This window comes from Streptomyces sp. cg35, assembly GCF_050410835.1.
Taxonomy (GTDB): domain Bacteria; phylum Actinomycetota; class Actinomycetes; order Streptomycetales; family Streptomycetaceae; genus Streptomyces.
Genome location: NZ_CP191268.1, coordinates 1,187,354 through 1,204,139 on the forward strand (window position 1 = coordinate 1,187,354; position 16,786 = coordinate 1,204,139).

13 protein-coding genes and 1 pseudogene are annotated in these 16,786 nt (G+C 73.0%); 4 read left to right on the forward strand and 10 right to left on the reverse strand.

Features of this window, described 5'->3' with window-relative positions:
• Window positions 1-18 precede the first annotated feature (18 nt).
• Window positions 19-1,197 carry a GDSL-type esterase/lipase family protein gene (locus ACQUQD_RS05695; RefSeq protein ID WP_428950833.1) on the reverse strand — a complete coding sequence of 393 codons (1,179 nt, stop codon included), beginning with the start codon at window positions 1,195-1,197 and terminating at the stop codon, window positions 19-21.
• A gap of 65 nt (window positions 1,198-1,262) precedes the next feature.
• Entirely contained in the window at window positions 1,263-1,838 is a 576-nt protein-coding gene (locus tag ACQUQD_RS05700) for a TetR/AcrR family transcriptional regulator (protein WP_428950834.1), read from the reverse strand.
• A 71-nt stretch (window positions 1,839-1,909) separates the two neighbouring features.
• On the opposite strand from ACQUQD_RS05700, the gene ACQUQD_RS05705 reads away from it, so the two are divergent.
• Window positions 1,910-2,401, forward strand: a complete 492-nt coding sequence (locus ACQUQD_RS05705; RefSeq protein ID WP_428950835.1) for an FBP domain-containing protein — start codon at window positions 1,910-1,912, stop codon at window positions 2,399-2,401.
• Window positions 2,402-2,446: 45 nt separating this feature from the next.
• On the opposite strand, the gene ACQUQD_RS05710 is transcribed toward ACQUQD_RS05705, so the two are convergent.
• Both ACQUQD_RS05710 and ACQUQD_RS05715 read right to left on the reverse strand, forming a co-directional pair.
• Complete coding sequence (locus ACQUQD_RS05710; RefSeq protein WP_428950836.1) at window positions 2,447-2,794, reverse strand: DUF4333 domain-containing protein; 348 nt, start codon at window positions 2,792-2,794, stop codon at window positions 2,447-2,449.
• 489 nt (window positions 2,795-3,283) lie between these two features.
• Window positions 3,284-3,934 (reverse strand): DUF6226 family protein, encoded by a 651-nt coding sequence (locus tag ACQUQD_RS05715; protein WP_428950837.1) that lies wholly within the window; start codon window positions 3,932-3,934, stop codon window positions 3,284-3,286.
• Window positions 3,935-4,032: 98 nt separating this feature from the next.
• On the opposite strand from ACQUQD_RS05715, the pseudogene ACQUQD_RS05720 reads away from it, so the two are divergent.
• Together ACQUQD_RS05720 and ACQUQD_RS05725 are read left to right on the forward strand one after the other, a co-directional pair.
• Window positions 4,033-6,109 (forward strand): annotated as a pseudogene (locus ACQUQD_RS05720) (DUF4139 domain-containing protein).
• A gap of 8 nt (window positions 6,110-6,117) precedes the next feature.
• Window positions 6,118-7,689 (forward strand): DUF4139 domain-containing protein, encoded by a 1,572-nt coding sequence (locus ACQUQD_RS05725; protein WP_428950838.1) that lies wholly within the window; start codon window positions 6,118-6,120, stop codon window positions 7,687-7,689.
• Between the two features lie 75 nt (window positions 7,690-7,764).
• Here the strand turns inward: ACQUQD_RS05725 and ACQUQD_RS05730 are convergent, their stop codons facing one another.
• The 5 genes from ACQUQD_RS05730 to ACQUQD_RS05750 form a co-directional block, all read right to left on the reverse strand.
• On the reverse strand, window positions 7,765-9,504 hold the full coding sequence (locus ACQUQD_RS05730; protein ID WP_428950839.1) for a hypothetical protein: 1,740 nt from the start codon (window positions 9,502-9,504) through the stop codon (window positions 7,765-7,767).
• Between the two features lie 97 nt (window positions 9,505-9,601).
• Window positions 9,602-10,765 (reverse strand): acyl-CoA dehydrogenase family protein, encoded by a 1,164-nt coding sequence (locus ACQUQD_RS05735; protein ID WP_428950840.1) that lies wholly within the window; start codon window positions 10,763-10,765, stop codon window positions 9,602-9,604.
• Between the two features lie 132 nt (window positions 10,766-10,897).
• A complete protein-coding gene (locus tag ACQUQD_RS05740) occupies window positions 10,898-11,938 on the reverse strand; it encodes an alcohol dehydrogenase catalytic domain-containing protein (RefSeq protein WP_428950841.1) in 1,041 nt (346 codons plus the stop codon).
• A gap of 8 nt (window positions 11,939-11,946) precedes the next feature.
• Entirely contained in the window at window positions 11,947-12,426 is a 480-nt protein-coding gene (locus ACQUQD_RS05745; RefSeq protein WP_428950842.1) for a DUF4334 domain-containing protein, read from the reverse strand.
• A complete protein-coding gene (locus ACQUQD_RS05750) occupies window positions 12,423-14,054 on the reverse strand; it encodes a succinic semialdehyde dehydrogenase (protein ID WP_428950843.1) in 1,632 nt (543 codons plus the stop codon). Before ACQUQD_RS05750 ends, ACQUQD_RS05745 begins: the two co-directional genes overlap by 4 nt.
• Window positions 14,055-14,259: 205 nt before the next feature.
• On the opposite strand from ACQUQD_RS05750, the gene ACQUQD_RS05755 reads away from it, so the two are divergent.
• The gene (locus tag ACQUQD_RS05755) at window positions 14,260-15,468 is read left to right on the forward strand and encodes an oxygenase MpaB family protein (RefSeq protein WP_428950844.1); all 1,209 of its coding nucleotides are present in this window, start codon (window positions 14,260-14,262) and stop codon (window positions 15,466-15,468) included.
• Window positions 15,469-15,542: 74 nt separating this feature from the next.
• Here ACQUQD_RS05755 and ACQUQD_RS05760 read toward each other — a convergent pair whose 3' ends face one another.
• On the reverse strand, window positions 15,543-16,706 hold the full coding sequence (locus ACQUQD_RS05760) for a TetR/AcrR family transcriptional regulator (RefSeq protein WP_428950845.1): 1,164 nt from the start codon (window positions 16,704-16,706) through the stop codon (window positions 15,543-15,545).
• Window positions 16,707-16,786 lie beyond the last annotated feature (80 nt).

Below are 16,786 nucleotides of genomic sequence, written 5' to 3' on the forward strand. Positions count from 1 at the left end.
CGCTTCGCCGCCCCCGGATCAGCGCTTCGCGAACGGTCCGCCGGAGGCGAAGGCGCGGTCCGCGAAGCGCTCTCCGATGCGGCGATGGGTGGCCGCGTCGGGGTGGATGTCGTCGGGCAGCGGCAGTTCGTCGACGTCGGCCTCGCCGTAGAGTTCGCGGCCGTCGAGGTAGTGCAGATGCGGGTCCTCGGCCGCGCGCGCCGTCACGATCCGGGCCAGCTCCTCGCGGATCCCGCTGAGCGTGAGCTTCCCGTACGCGCGCTCCGCGGGGTCCCCCATGGCCCTGAACTTGAGCTGTCCGCTGGAGAGCGTGTCGAGGTCGGGGGCCGCGGGACCCGGGGTGTCCTCGTGGATCGGGCACAGGATCGGCGAGACGAGCAGGAGCGGTGTCGTGGGGTGCCCTTCCCGGATGGTGTCGAGGAAGCCGTGCACGGCCGGGGTGAAGGCACGCATGCGCATCACGTCGTAGTTGACGAGGTTGATCCCGATCTTGACGCTGATCAGGTCCGCGGGGGTGTCCCGCATCGTGCGCGCGGTGAAGGGGTCCAGCATGGCGCTGCCGCCGAAGCCGAGGTTGATCAGCTCGGCGTCGGCCAGTGACGCGGCATGGGCGGGCCAGATGGCGGTCGGGCTCGCGGCGTCGGAGCCGTGGCTGATGGAGCTTCCGTGGTGCAGCCACACCGGGCGGCCGGGGTCCGCGGCGGGCTCGACGGGGGCGTCGGTCCGCAGGGCGATGAGCTCGGTGGTCTCGTTGTGCGGGAGCCAGATCTCGATGTCCTTCATCGCGTCGGCCAGGCCGGTGAAACGCAGGGTGCCGGGCGAGCCGGCGGTGCGCTCGGCGGACCCGGTGGCCAGGTCGATGGTCAGGGTGTGGCCGCCCGGCACGCTCCCCTGCGCGGCGAGACGCCCGTCGACCAACAGGTCGTACACCCCGTCGGGTCGCTGCGGCACACCTACATAGACGCGCTTGACCGGCAGGGTGTCCAGCTCGACGGCGGTCGCCCGCGTACGGAACGCGAGCCGTACGCCGGAGGGCTGTGCCTCGACCATGGCCAGCTGACCGTCGGCGTTCTGGGCGCGGGCCCATGCGGGCAGCCGATGAGGCAGCAGCCCGAGCTCGGTGCGCTCGACGTCGAGGGCGCCGCGCAGCAGTCCGGCGGTCAGCGGTGTGGTGATCCAGTGATGCTCGGTGTTCATGACCTCAACCTGTTGATCAAGCGGCGGATATTGATCAATTGATGGACTACGAGTCCCGTGGCGGGCTAGGCGCCCTGCTCGGGCCAGTTCCGCAACAGGGCGTCCAGTGCGTCAAGAGTGCGTACCCATGTCACATCGGAGTCCGGTGCGCTGTGGCTGAACCCGCCTCCCATCTCCAGGCTCACGTAGCCGTGGAAGACGCTGCCGAGGAGTCGGACCGCATGCGTCTGGTCCGGCTCGGTCAGGTCGTAGCCGCGCAGCAGTGCGCGCGTCATCTGCGCGTGCCTCGGCCCGGCGCCGGCGGCGGCCGCCTCGGGATCGAGGCGGAACTGGGCCGCGGCGTAGCGGCCGGGGTGCTCACGGGCGTAGTCGCGGTAGACGTTCGCGAGGGCGGTCAGGGCGTCCTTGCCGGCGCGCCCGGCCAGCGCCTCGGCGGCCCGGTCCGCCATCTCCTCCAAGGCGATCAGGGCGATCCGGGTCTTGAGGTCGTGCGAGTTCTTCACATGCGAGTACAGGCTCGCGACCTTGACGTCGAACCGCCGCGCGAGCGCCGAGACCGTGACGTGCTCGAAGCCCACCTCGTCGGCCAGCTCCGCGCCCGCCATCGCCAAGCGCTCCGCACTGAGCCCCACACGCACCATGACTGCCCTTCCTCTCGACCGTGACCATTATGCATTTGCCTCAAACCTTTAGGCAACTTAGCCTCGGTGTTATGAAGCCACTGACCGAGCGGGAGATCCGTTCCGCATTCGTGAACTGCACCAAGGGCGAGGCGAAGCGCATGAACGTGCCGCACGATCTGGCCGAGCGCCCCTGGGACGACCTGGACTACTTCGGCTGGCGGGATCCACAGGCCCCCGACCGCGCCTATCTCGTCGCCGAGATCGACGGCCGCCCGCAGGGGGTCGCGCTGCGCTCCTCGCACGCCGCGTCGTGGCAGACCCGGCGCAGCATGTGCTCGATGTGCGTGACGACGCACACCGGCGGCGTCTCCCTGATGGTGGCGCCGAAGGCGGGCAAGGCCGGGAAGCAGGGCAACTCGGTGGGCGCCTACATCTGCAGCGATCTGGCGTGCTCGCTCTATGTGCGCGGCAAGAAGGACGCGGGCGCCGGTGCGCGGCTGCACGAGACGCTCACGGCGGAGGAGAAGATCGAGCGGACGGTGGCGAACGTGGCCGCGTTCGTCGCCAAGGTCACGGCATGAGTCGACGCCCGGCGCACGCGCCGGGCGTCGGGGGTACTGCCGGGGTCAGTTGGACGGCGCCGGGTTCACCTTCTGGTCGACCTCGTAGTCGAAGTTGATCTGGTCGCCGTCGACGGACTTGACCTTGACGTCGACAGCGACGGTGCTGCCGTCCGTCGCCGTGACCGTGCAGCGCATGCTGGTGCCGGCCTTGCCCTCGAGGTCCTCGGGGCAGCTGACGTCCGGCTTCGGCGCCCCGGTCGTCGAGGCCAGCTTCTGCGCGATGGTGTCGCCGACCTTCTCCTTGGACATCTTGGGCGTGGTGCTCACCGAGGCGGAGCAGCCCACGAGCAGCGCCCCCGCGCACACGGCGGTGCCGATCGTGGCGGCAGCGGACGTCCAGGACTTGATCATGGCGGGGTTCCCCTCGAGCGGCTGATGCTGTGCGTCCGTGCTCCGGCGGTCGGCCACCGACGCGCCCCGCACGGTATCAGTGCCCCGACACACGGCCGCCGCGGTCACGCACCCTCACATGGCCTCCACACATGGCCGCCACCAGCCGGTCCGCGCGGGCAGCAGCCACCCACGCCGTACGGGCGAGGACCTGGTCCCCCACGCCGGTGCGGGACCTACCGTCATAGGGCGCTGTGGCACAACGGGCCCTCGGGGCCACGCGGCCGAGTGGCCGGTGCCCGACGGTCCCGGCCGTGCCGATGGGCAGCGCCGACCGTCGCCGAGCGAGCCGTCCCCTCGCTCGAACAGCCCTGGCCCGTAACGGAGTTCAAGAAGGCGTACGCCGCTCGCTCGTCCCGTCCCGTCCCGGTTCGCGGCGACGGTCATGACGATCCGCCGCTCATCGGCGACCCGGGCGGTCATGCGCCCGTCAGTCCCCGCTTCCGGCCGTCATCTCCAGGCCTGACCGTGCACGACGCGATACGGCGACCGCCCGGCCCGCGCGTCGGCGACCGCGTCCTCCACCGGCGGCCGGGAGTCGTCCCAGTCGCTCGCCGACCAACTGTCGCCGAGGGCGACGATCTCCCGGCCGTCCCCGGCGTCGACGTGCACGAACATGCCGGTGACCACGGCCTCCACCACCTCGTCGACCGCCTCGATCAGGCCCTCGGAACCGTCGTCACAGGCATCGCAGCCGCAGTCCGGCAGCACCGCCAGCGTCGCGACGGACTCCCCCGCCCCGAGCACGAGGACGGTCCGCGGCACACCCTCCACGGCGGAGAACCCGAACACGAGCGGCACCGCCCCCGCACGCGCCGGGCGCAGCCGGACCGCGCCGTCGACGGCGACATCGGGTGCCCGCCGCCAGAGCCCCGCCGGATCGGCGACCGTCTCCGCCTCGGCCAGCCCGAGCCCGCACAACGCCTTCGTCCACGCCTCCGCGCGAGCGGCGAGGATGCGGTACTTCTCCGGCTCCGAGCAGCGCGAGTACTCCTCGTCGCGCACGTCGCGGTCGGGATGCGGATCGGGCCAGGGCGGAGTGTCCGCGCCGGTGACGGCGAACGCCTCGTCGACTGCCCTGTGGAGCCCCGCTCGATCCATACCGGACACCCTAGACGGGGCTGCCCGTCCGACGATCGCGGCGTAGTCTCGGCCGAGGTTCGCGCCGTGCTCGGCGGCGTACGGGGGAGGAAGACGCGATGACGGACGCGGCGGCACAGGTGTGGGAGTCCACGCTCACGTCGGTGGTGGTGTACGCGCGCGGCGCGGTGTGCCGGCGGCTGGCCCGCGGCGTCGCTCCGGCCGGCGGCCGGGTACGGGTGAGCGGATTGCCGCGGTCCCTGGACCCCGGTTCGCTGCGCGCCCGCGTCGTGGACGCACCCGGCGCGCGCGTGACCGAGGCCCGGATCGCCGTCGAGGCCGAACCGGCCGCGCCCGGCACGCCCCAGGACCTGGTCGACGAGGTGCACCGGCTGACGGAGGAACAGCAGGCGGCGCACGCCCGCCGGGACCGGCAGGTCCGACGGATCGAGGAGGTCGCGGCGCTGCGCCCGGTCCCGCCGCCGCGCAGACGCGAGGACCCGCACCGGCGCACGCCCGTCGAGGCGTGGCTCGACCTCGCGGGGTTCGTCGACGAGCGGCTGGCCGCCCTGCAGGCCGGGCTCGTCGAGCTGGACGAGGCACTGCGCCGGATCGGGCACGAACTCGGTATCGCCACGGACCGCGCCGAGCGGGCCTCCACGGACACGCCGTCGGCTCCCGTACGGACCACGGTCTCGGCCGTCCTCACCCTGGAAGGTGCCGACGCCGAGGAGACCGACGTCGAGGTCGAGTACCGCGTGCCGGGTGCCGTCTGGGTCCCGTCCTACCGGCTGACCCACCGTCAGGGAGAGGACGGCGGACGGCTGGTACTGCGCGCCTCGGTCGCCCAGCGCACCGGCGAGGACTGGACGGGCGTCCGCATCGGCCTGTCCACCGCCGACCTGCACCGCGCCACCGGGGTACCGCACCTGCGCTCCGTGCGGATCGGGCGCCGCCAGGCCGCTCCCGCCCCGTCCGGCTGGCGCGAGCCCCCGCCGGGACTGGACGACCTGTTCACCGGGTACGAGGCGGCGGCGCCGCGCCCGGTCCCGCTCGGGTACGGGGCGCCGCCCGCGGCGGGCAGCGGGTTCGTCCCGGAGCCCCCGGCGTTCGCGGGGGCGCCGTCCGCTCCCCAGCCCGCGGCCCGGGCTCGTACGGGCGGCAGGCGCATGAGCCTCGACGCGCCGGAACAGATGCCCCTCGCCGCGGCACCGGCGGCTTTTCCGGCACCTCCGGCACCGGCAGCACCCGCCGGATACGGCGGGCCCACCTCCCCCGGCCCCCGCGGGCTACGGCGCCCCACCGCCCGCGGCACCGGCCGGAACCACCGCGGCGCCGCCCCCGCCACCGCCCGGTCCGCCGCGGCCCGCAACCGCCGAACTCGACTACGCCGACCTGGTCCTCGCCGGTCCCGACGCGCCGGACGGCCGCCGCGGCCTCCTCGCGCCCGGCACTCCCACGGACCCGGTGGCCGCCGAGTACCGGCGCCGCGCCCACGCGGTGGCTCAGCTGCCCCTCCCCGGGCACGCGGTACGGCCGCGCGAGTCGGCGGGTTCCTTCGACCACCGTTACGACGCCCAGGGCTCCGCCGACATCCCCTCCGACGGCACCTGGCACACCGTCACCGTCACGGAGCTCCCGGTCCGACTGCGCACCGAGTACCGCTGCGTACCGTCCGTCGAGGAGACCGTGTACGCGACGCTGGTCGTCACCAATGCCACCGACCAGGCCCTGCTCGCCGGCCCCGTGGACGTGGCGGTGGACGGCGACCGGCTGCCGACGACGGCCCTGCCCCGCCTCGCTCCCGGCGGCACCGGCCGGGTGGGGCTCGGGCCCGCCGAGGCGGTCCGGGTCGGCCGCCGCACCGAGCTGCGCGAATCCACCGCCGGTCTGCGCAGCACGACCACCGTGCTCGACCACCGGATCCACGTGGAGCTGGCCAACCGCCTCTCCCGGCCGGTCACCGTGGAGGTCCGCGAGCGCGTCCCGGTCACCTCCGATGCCGACATCCGCATCGAGGAGCGGGGCGGCTGGTCCGCGCCGGAGGACGCGGGCGACGGCCCCGGGCAGCACGCCCCCGGCACCCGCCTGTGGCGGGTGGACGTACCCGCGGGCGGCGCCACCGCGCTCGACGGCGGCTACGAGATCCGCATCCCGGCCGCCAAGGCCCTCACCGGCGGCAACCGGAGGAGCTGACACCCGCCATGACCGACTCCCCTGTCCCCGAACCGATTCCGCTGCCCGTCACCGCGGTGACCTGCCTGGAGGACCGCGCCCACGTCGAGCGGGCCGCCGCCCTTGCGCTGGAGGCGGGTGTCCAGCGGCTGCGCCTCGGCCCGGTCAGCGCGCTCGCCGTCGACCGCAGCCTGCACGCCGAACTCACCGGCGGCCCGGGCGACGCCACCGTCCTCGACCTCCGCCTGGTGCGGGCCTGGACACCGCGCGCTCCCGAGCCGCCCACCGACGAGGACTCCCCGCTGCGCCGCCGCGCGCACGCCCTCGACGAGGAGCTGCGCACCCTGGAACAGCGCCGCGACCGGCTGCGGGCCCGCCTGGACCTGCTGGGCGGGCTGGCTTCCGATCTGCTGCGCGAGATCGGCGAGGGAGCAGGATTCGGCGAGGCCGAACCGGAGCGCTGGTCCGCAGAGTTGGACCGGGTGGACGCCGAACGCGACCAGTACGAGGACGGGCTCGGCGCGGTCGAAGCCCGCCTGGGCAGACTGACTGCCGAACTGAACGAGGCGCGGCGGGCGTTGGGGATCGCCGAGCAGGAGCCGCCGGAGCTGACCGCGCACGTCGAACTGACCGTGCGGGCGACGGCAGCCGGCCCCGTCGACCTGCGCCTGAGCCATCTCGCTCCGTGCGCGCTGTGGCGTCCCGCGTACCGGGCGACGCTCGACGGCGGGGAACTGACCCTGCAGACGGACGCGGTGGTGTGGCAGCGCACCGGCGAGGACTGGTCCGGCGTCCGCCTGACGCTGTCGACGGCCCGGTCGGCGCTGGCCACCGCCCCGCCGCGGCTCGTCGAGGACCGGCTCACCCTTCGGGACCGGTCCGCCACCGAACGCCGCTCCGTCGACATCGAGCTGCGCGAGGAGGCGATCACCGACCTCGGTCCGACCGCGGTGCCCGGGCTGCCGGGCGTCGACGACGGCGGCGAGGTGCGCGTCCTGCACGCCCCCGCCCCGGCCTCGGTGGCCGGCGACGGCCGTGCCCACCGCGTGCCCCTCACCACCAGCACCTCGGCGGCGCACGTCGAGCACGTCTGCGCGCCCGAACTGTCGCCGCTGGTGACCCAGGTGGTGCGGGCCACCAACTCCAGCGGCCACGCGCTGCTCGCCGGGCCGGTGGAGCTGGTCCGCGGCAGTGGCTTCACCGGCCGCGGCACCCTCGACTTCACCGCGCCCGGAGCGGTCCACGAGCTGGCGTTCGGCAGCTCGGACACCTACCGGGTGATACGCGAGACCGACGAGTCCCGTGACACCACCGGCCTCACCCAGCGGACCGTGATCACCCGCACGGTCCGGCTGCACCTGACCCGGTTCTCCGCCCCCGGCGAGGCCGACGACCAGGTGATCACGCTGCGCGAACGGATCCCGGTCTCCGAGGTCTCGGACGTCGAGGTCCGCCTGCGCAAGGAGGCCTGCTCCCCCGCCCCGGACGCGCTCGACGCCGAAGGCATCGCGCGCTGGGACGTGTCCCTCCCGCCGGACGGCCGCCGCACGGTGACGCTGGTCTACGAACTCACGGCGAACGCCAAGGTCAACGGGCTCTGAAGCGACCCCGGTCGCCGGCATCGCGGGCACGGGCCCGGCCGCGATGCCGGCGACCGGGCCCGCGCCCTTCGGCGGTCACCCGGTACAGCACCCGTCGTCGCCGGGCGCGGCCTTCACCGGGGAGTCCCCGGCAAGGGCCGGGCCGGCCTCCGTGCGGCAGAAGCACGACGCCTTGATCGGTACGTCCGCGAGCGCCTCGGCGATCTTCAGCTGCTGGGCCACGATCCGCGCCTCGCCCTCCTTGCCGAGCCGCACCAGGCACTCGTGGAACCCGTGCAGGGCCCACACGTTGCGCGGGTGCTGCTGGGCGCGCGGCAGGGTGTCGTCGAGCCCGAGATCGGCTCGGTAGACGGCCTCGGCCTCCGCGACCCTGCCCTGTTCGAGGAGCAGGGCGCCGTACGCGTGCCGGGTGGGCTGCATCCAGCCCCACGGCTCGTCGTAGGGGAGGCCGTCGTCCAGCTCGATCGAGCGGCGCAGCGCGGCGAACGCCGCGTCGTACTCCCCCTTGCGGTACTCCAGCTCCCCGTCGAGCATTTCCGAGGCGATCGCCAGGATGTCGGCGCATGTGTTGTTGAACAGCATCCGGGTGTCCGGGACTTGGGCGACGGCGGTGCGGAACAGCAGGCGTTCGGCCTCGGCCTCGTCGACGCGGCCCGTCGCCGACAGGGCGACACCTCGCGCGTAGTGCAGCATCGCCGTGGTGACGCAGTGCAGCTTCTGGTCCTCGGGCAGCGCAAGCGCGAGGACGTCGGCCCAGCGGCCGAAGCGGATGAGCACGTGCACGCGCATCGCGAGGAAGCCCTCCAGCCAGTCCGCCATCGGCGGGCTCTGGACGCGCAGCAGCTCGTCGGGCACGGCCGCTTCGAGCTGTCGCGCGGCGTCGATCGCGTCCTCGAACCGGCCGAGGAACATCGCCCCGTAGATCCTGAAGTGATGGTTGTGGCAGCGGTACAGGGTGTAGAAGTTCGCCGCGCCCCGCCTCGCGTGGAACTTCGCGTCGGCCGCGATCGCCGCGGTGTTGTCGACGAGCACCCGGCGGTAGTCGCCGCAGAGCACTTCCAGGTGCGAGGGCATGTGCTGCAGGTGTCCCGCGTCCGGCACCAGACCGCGCAGCCGGTCACCGGCCGGCAGGGCGGTCTCGGGGGTCGGGGACATCTCCATCAGGTGGATGTAGCAGTGCAGCAGACCCGGGTGGTGCGCGCCGGCCGGTGCCGCCATGGCCTGCTCGAGAACGGCCTTCGCCTCGGTGGTGCGCGCACCCGGGGCGGGCCGGCCCGAGCGGATGTCCCACAGCTGCCAGGGCGTGAGGTTCATCAGCGCGTCGGCGTACAGGGCGGCCACATCGAGGTCGTCCGGGGCCAGCCGGTGGACGTCGCGCACGCGGTCGGCGTAGGCCGCGTTCCACACGGAGCACTCCTGTGCGCCGCCGGAGGCGTCGGCCCGTGGGTAACGGGCCCGCAGCGCGTCGATCAACGCTCGTTCCACCGGGGTGACTTCACCGGCCTCGGCCTTGGCGAGCGCACGCTGCGTGGCGGCGTGCGTGCGCTCCACGGTCTGCGCCAGCTCCTGTTCGTCGAAGAACTCCCAGGGCTTGTTGTAGTTGGGTCCGAGCGCGTAGGCCACGCCCCAGTCGGCCATGGCGCAGCGGGGATCCGCTGCGGCGGCGGCCTCGAAACAGCGGACCGCCTCCTCGTGGTTGAACGCGAAGGTCCAGTTCAGTCCGCGGTCGAACCAGACCTGCGCCTCGGCGGACACCGTCGTCACGCGGCGCGTGTGGCGGCCGAGATCGTAATAGTCCTCGTGGCCGTGATCCATGCGTGCTCCTCGATGCCGGTCGGCCGTGTGCTCCTGCGGATGTCCTACCGGCACGGGAGGCGGGAGCGCCAGTACGGCGCGCGAAGCGAGCCGGTGGTCAGAGACCCAGGTCGCGGGCGACGATCTCCTTCATGATCTCCGTGGTGCCGCCGTAGATGGTGGTGATGCGTGAGTCGAGGTAGTCGTGGGCGATGCGGTATTCGAGCATGTAGCCGTAGGCGCCGTGCAGTTGCAGGCAGCGTCCGACGATGTCGACGTAGGCCTCCGTGGCCCAGAACTTCGCCGACGCGGCGTCCACGGCGCTCAGTTCACCGCGGGAGTGCTTGGCGAGCAGCGCGTCGATGTAGGTGCGGCCCACGCGTGCGGTGGTGACCATGTCGGCCAGTTGGAAGCGGGTGTTCTGGAAGGAGCCGACGGTCCGGCCGAACGCCTTGCGCTCCCTGACGTACTCCACGGTCCGTTCCAGCACGCCCTCGAGGGAGGCCACGGCGTTGGCGGCGATCGAGATCCGCTCCTGGGGCAGATTGCGCATCAGGGCCTTGAAGCCGGAGCCCTCCTCGCCGAGCAGGTTGGCGGCCGGCACGCGGACGTCCTGGAAGAACAGCTCGCTGGTGTCCTGGGCGTGCAGACCGATCTTCTCCAGGTTGCGGCCGCGCGAGAAGCCGGGCCGGTCGGCCTCGACGACGAGCAGGCTGATCCCGCCGTGCCGGTCCGGTCCGGTGCGTACGGCGGTGACGACCAGGTCGGCGTTCTGGCCGTTGGAGATGAACACCTTGCTGCCGTTGACCACGTAGTCGTCGCCGTCGCGGACGGCGGTGGTGGCGATGCCGGCCAGGTCGCTCCCGGTTCCGGGCTCGGTCATCGCGACCGCCACGACGAGTTCCCCGGCGGCGATGCCCGGCAGCCAGCGGGCCTTCTGCTGCTCGTCGGTCAGGTCGGTGAAGTAGGGCACGACGATGTCGTTGGACAGCCCGACCCCGGCGAGGCCGTCCGACGCGGGGTGGCGGGAGAACTCCTCGCCGATCACCGCGTTGAAGCGGAAGTCGGTGACCCCGCCGCCCCCGTACTCCTCGGGGATGTTGAAGCCGAGGATCCCGGCCCGGGCGGCCTCCTGGAAGAGTTCGCGGTCGACCTTGCCCTCGGCCCGCCACCGTTCGGCGTGCGGCGCGGCGTGCTTGTCGACGAACGCCCGGACCGTCTCGCGCAGGAGCTCGTGCTCGTCGTCGTAGAGCACCCGTTCGCCGAAGAGCGCTTTGGTCATCAGGACTCCGATCTGAACTGTTCGCGTACATGCGGCGGGAAGAGAGCAGGAAGGGGCGAGGGGCGAACGAGGAAGGAGCGAGGGAGGGGCACGGCAAGGGGTGAGTGAGGCGAGGCGAGGTGAAGAGGACGGTCAACCGGTCGGGACGAGTACGGGCTTCAGCGTCCGGCCGGCCTGCTGGTCGGCGACCGCCCGGGCGAAGTCGCCCAGGCCGTAGGTGGTGACCAGTGCGTCGAGGGGCAGGCTCCCCTGCCGGTGGCGCCGGATCAGCTCGGGCACGAGGAGCGACGGCTCGGCATCGCCCTCGACACAGCCGCGCAGTTGAAGCCCTCGCAGCATCAGGGCACGCACATCGATGGCGGCCGTGGTAGGCCCGAGGCCGATCACCGCCAGCACTCCTCGGGGCCGCAGCAGAGCGAGTGCGCGAGCCAGCGGCCCGGGGCGGCCGGTGGTGTCGAGCGCGTGGGTCACCGACGGCAGGGGGTCGTCCAGGGAGGCGACGGCTGTCGCCCCGAACCGGACGGCGAGTTCCCGGCGCGCGGCAACGGGCTCCGCCACCACCACCTCCACCCCGTCGGACAGGGCGGTCAGCACGGCCGCGGTGCCGACCGCACCACCGCCGACCACCAGCAGCCGGTCGCCGGGACCGGGCTGCAGGACGTTGAGCACCGCGCCCGCACCGGTCAGGAATCCGCACCCCAGCGGGGCGGCGACCTCCGGTGGCACGTCGCCGACCGGAACGCACGACCGGGCGTCGGTCAGCGCGGCCGCCGCGAACGACGACTGGCCGAAGTGGGCGCCGAACACCGGCTCGTCGCCGACGTGGATCGTCGGGGACCCGTCGAGCCGTCGCCCCGACGCGTTGAGCGCGCTCGCCAGGTCGCAGTACGCCGGATGACCGGCCCGGCACTGCCCGCAGCGGCCGCAGGATGCGAAGGAGATCACGACCCGGTCCCCCAGGCCCAGGGTGTCGACGTCCGCGCCCAGCCGCTCCACGATGCCGCACCCTTCGTGGCCGAGCACGGCCGGCCGGTCCCCGAGCGCTCTGCGGGTGGCGAGGTCCGTCGGGCAGACGCCGACCGCCTCGATCCGGACGATCACCTCGTCCGGGCGCGGGTCGTCCAGTTCGGCCTCGACGACCTCGCCGGCCTCGGGGCCGCTCGAGAGGAGCACCGAGGTCCTCATTCGCGTTCCAGGCCGAAGTAGAAGTGGCGGCCCCGCGCGAGCACGAGTTCGGGCTTGCCGTTCATCACGCCCATCAGGGTGTGCTCGTCCACGCGCTTGAAGTGGTCGAGCACGGCCATGCCGTCGTACACCATGGTGGCGGTCACCTCGCCGCGGAACTCGACGTTCCAGAGGCTGGCCCCGCCGCGGCCCGCTGTGGTGTCGGAGTAGAGGCCGCCGTCCTCGGCCCGGCAGATCAGCGGTGCGGCATCGTGCAGCGCGTCGAACCGCTTGCCGTGCCATCTGCTGGTGGCCAGCGTCCTCTCGATGGGGTGGCCGGTCGGAAAGGCGAACCCGCGCCAGTGGCCGAGGATCGAGGACGCGTCGACGACGTCGAGATCCGCCCACAGGGCGTCGAGGTCGACCGGGTCGAGCGGACCCGTCGCCGCACGCAGTGCCTGCCACCGCCGGCCCACGGGCGACGCGCCGGTGCTCATCGGACACCGAGCCGGCGCAGCAGCGCCAGCTGTCCGTTGGTGCGGCGGACGAAGCTCTCCACGGAGCCCTGCCCGGGCTTCGCCGGTCCGAGCGGCAGGAGGCGCTGCGCGGCGACCGTCTGGCTCTCGGTGTACTTGCGGATCCCCTCGGCCCCGTGGCGCCTGCCGAGTCCGCTGTCGCCCATGCCGCCCATCCCGGCCTCGATGCTGCCGGCCGCCGCGGCGGCGCCGTCGTTGATGTTGACCGACCCGGCGCGGATCCGCGCCGCCATCCGGCCGGCCTCGCGGGAGTCCTTCGACCAGATCGACGCCGACAGTCCGTAGGTCCCCTGGTTGGCCAGGTCCACCGCTTCGCTGTCCGTGCCGTAGGCGTAGAGCGAGAGCACCGGGCCGAACGTCTCCTCGCCGCACACGGTCATCTCGTGCGTGACGCCTTCGAGGACGGTCGGTTCGTAGCAGAGCGGGCCGATGTCGGGGCGGGCCCGGCCGCCCACCAGCACGGTCGCCCCCTTGGCCACCGCGCCCTCGACATGCGCCTCGACAGCCGCGAGCCGCGCCGCCGATGTCAGCGACCCGATGTCCGCCGCGTAGTCGTAGGACTGCCCGAGCCGCAGCGCCCGCGTCGCGCGGACGAGCGCGGCGCGGAAGGCGTCGTAGACCTTCTCCTGCACATAGACGCGTTCGATGTGGATGCACATCTGCCCGGTGTTGGCGAAGGCCGCCGCCACCGTGCCGGCCGCCGCGGCGGCGAGGTCGGCGTCCTCCCGCACGATCAGCGGGTTCTTGCCGCCGAGTTCGAGCGAGGCTCCGACCAGGCGCCGCGCGGCCCGCTCCGCGACGGCGCGTCCGGTGGCGGTCGACCCGGTGAAGCAGACGAAGTCGACGGCGTCGACCAGGGCGGTCCCGACCACGTCCCCCGGACCGGCCACGATCCGCCACAGACCGGCCAGCAGTCCGGCCTCCGCCATCAGGGCCCGCGTCCACAACATGGTGAGCGCGGTCTGGGAGTCCGCCTTGGAGACCACGGCGTTGCCGGCCATGAGGGCGGGCAACGCGTCGCCGACACCGAGGTAGAGGGGGTAGTTCCACGGCGAGATGACGCCGACGACGCCCTTCGGCACGCGCACCTCCCTGACCTTCGTCAGGCCGGGGACCATCCCGCGCACATGGCGGGGCGCCAGGTAGTGCCGGGCGCGCCGCGCGTAGTGCCGGGCGATCGCCACGACCTGGGCCACCTCCTGCCAGGCGTGGTACCGGGCCTTGCCCGTCTCCCACTGGATCAGGTCGATCACCTGGTCCTGTCGCTCCAACAACAGGTCGTGGAAGGCGAGTACGACATCGCCGCGGCGCCTCAGCGGTGTCCGCGCCCACTCCGGCTGGGCCGCCCGGGCCCCGGCCACCGCCGCCGCGACGTCCTCCGGGACGCACGCGGGAACGGCCGCGATCGGCGAGAGGTCGAACGGTGCGGCCGCGGTCACCGGCTCGGCGTCGTCGGACCCGCGACGCGTCGCGTCCCGGCACACCAACGCACACCATCGCGCGATCGACTCGTCCGTCACCCACGAGGGCCGGGAAGTCGTCGCCGCACGGCTCTCGGGTGCGGGGATCTGGTCCTGCTCCGTGGTCATGCGGGCTCCTCGGTCGTACGGGACTGGTCGAGCCGGGGGCGGCTCCTCGGTCACGTCGATGCCCTTGTCGACGGCAGCGCGCCTCGCTATGTTAATCGGAAATCACATCCTGGAACAAGCTCTGAAACGTGGCAGTAACGCCAACACCGAGCCAGGCAAAGCGCAATGACGCGCCGCTCGTCCTACCAGGAAAGCGAGCAAGTTAATGAGCAATCTCAGCCGTAGAAGAGTCCTTTCGTTGGGTGCCGCGCTGGGTCTCGCGGGCGCGGCGAGCACCGCCGACGCCTGGGCGTGGTCGCCGGCGGGCTCGGTCGCCGGAACGGGCACGGGCGCCGACCCGGAGTACGTGTGGGACGACGAGGTGGACCAGCTGGCGGTCTCGCTCTTCGAGAACGGCCAGGTTCCGGCGGTGAACGCGGCGATGGCGTCGTGGGTGAACAACAACGACCCGCTGCCCAGCGGCCTGCCGGCCGACCTCACCGCATACCTGCAGCGGGCCAACAAGCTGCCCTCCTGGGCGGATTCCGCCAAGCTGGCCCGCGCCGCCGACTTCAACCGCCGCAAGGACACGTACCTCTTCATGCTCTACGGTCTCGGCAGCGGGATCATGAGCACCGTGATCCCGCGGGAGGCCCGGAGCGTCTACTGGTCCGCGGGCGGCGCCGACATGAAGGACCGCGCGGCCAAGACGTTCACGTTCGGCTACGACCTGGCCCAGCTGAAGGGCTTCGAGCCGACGGGCCAGTTCGTGGTCACCGCCAACAAGACGCGGGTGGTGCACGCCGCGGTGCGTCACCTGCTGCCGCAGTCGCCCCACTGGACGGCGGTCGCGGACGAGCGCATCCCGATCAGCAACGCGGACATCCTGGTCACCTTCCACAGCCTCGGCACCTTCGTGCGCAGGAGGCTGCTCGACTGGAAGGTCCCGTTCCCGGCCCAGGACCAGGAGGCCTTCCTGCACAGTTGGCAGGTCGCCCTGCACCTGCTCGGCGTGCGGGACGAGTACATCCCCAAGACGTGGGCCGACGCGGATGCGCAGTCGGGCCAGGTGCTCACCCCGATCCTCGCCCCGACGACCGAGGGCATCGAGCTGGCCGAGGACCTGCTCGGGCTGACCGCCCAGGTCGACCTGGGCGTCACGCGCGGGTTCCTCAACGAGTTCGTGCGCTACGTCCTCAGCGACGAGATCGGCGACTGGCTGGGGCTGAAGCGCGACTACGCCTCGGCGGCCCTGATCCGCACCGCATGGCCGGCCTTCATCCTGTTCCGCGAGGGGCTGTCACCTGTCGCGCCCGGCGCCTTCTACGTGTTCGACCAGTTCGTGCGCGCCCTGGCCATGGCGTTCCTCAACAACGGCACCTCGGGGACGACCACCCCCATCGTGATCCCGACGGGGAACAGAGCGGGCTCCTGAGCCGCCGGGACGCGCGCACGCGGGCCCGTCCCACGGCGCGCCTGCCGCGGGACGGGCACCCGCGCGGCCTCTGTTCAGAGCCCCAGGGCGCCCACGACCAGACCGGTCACGGCCGCACGACGGTCGGGGCCGTCCTGCCACCGCAGGCTCCGCCCGGCCTCGACCACCACACCGAACCCGGCGTGCACCAGCACCCGGGCCTGGCGCGGGTCCAGCTCGGGACGGGCCAGCCGCAACTGCTGCTCCCAGACGGCGATGTGCTCACGCTGCGCCTGCACCAGGGGGCGCTGCAGCTCGGCCGGCAGGCCGACGAACTCGGCTTCGGCGACGCTCGTGAGGGCGGTGTGCTCGAAGCTGTAGGCCACGTACGTCGCCGCCAGCGCCACGACGGCGTCCCGCGGATCGGCCACCTCGTGCAGACTCCGGTCCACCGCCTGCGCCAGCAGCCCCGCCGCCTGGAGGCATGCCGCCGCCAGGATGTCGACCTTGCCCGGGTAGTGACGGTAGAGCGCGGACGGGGCCAGCCCGACCGCCTCGGCGATCTGACCGTTCGTGACGTTGGCGAACCCGTCCCGGGCGAACAGCGGGACGGCGGCCGCGAGGATCTCCGCACGCCGCGAGCGCGCCACCGGCAGGGCGGGCAGCTCCACGGAGTGCTTGCTCCCCGTGGCCGGTGCGGGGGCGGTCGCCACCACGCGCAGGGCGCACGCCAACAGCAGTTCCTCGACCCGGCGTTGCGCGATGGAGGTGTGGTGCATGGTGATGGACCCGATCGCGCCGAGCGCCGCCACGACCCGCAACCGCTCGTCAGGCAGCGGACCTTCGCGCCGCACCGCCTCGGCGACCCGCCCGACGACGTGCCCGAACTTCGCCCTGAGGAGCCGGCGGTCCTCGCGGTCGAGGTACCTGGCCTCCCAGCGGTACACGCCGCCCGACGCGCGATGCTCGACGGTGACCCGGACGAGGGCGGCGAGCACGTCCGCCGGGGCCGCCTCGGGCGGCAGCTCGTCGAGCGCGCCGACGAGTCGGTCCACCATGGCGTGCGCGCACTCGGCGAACAGTGCGTACTTGTTCGGGAAGTGCCGGTACAGGGCCGCGGCGGTGATGCCCACCCGCGCGGCGATCTCCTCCATGGACGCGGCGTGGTATCCGCGCTCGCTGAAGAGCCGGCCGGCCGCCTCGACGATGAGCTGCCTGCGGTTGCGGGGACGAGTGGCCGAGGTCGGCTCGGTGGTCATGAACGCACAGACGAACGCGGGGACGGGGCCATGCGGCCAGTCAATCACACGCCGAGCCGGGCCCGGGGCCGCCCGCGTGC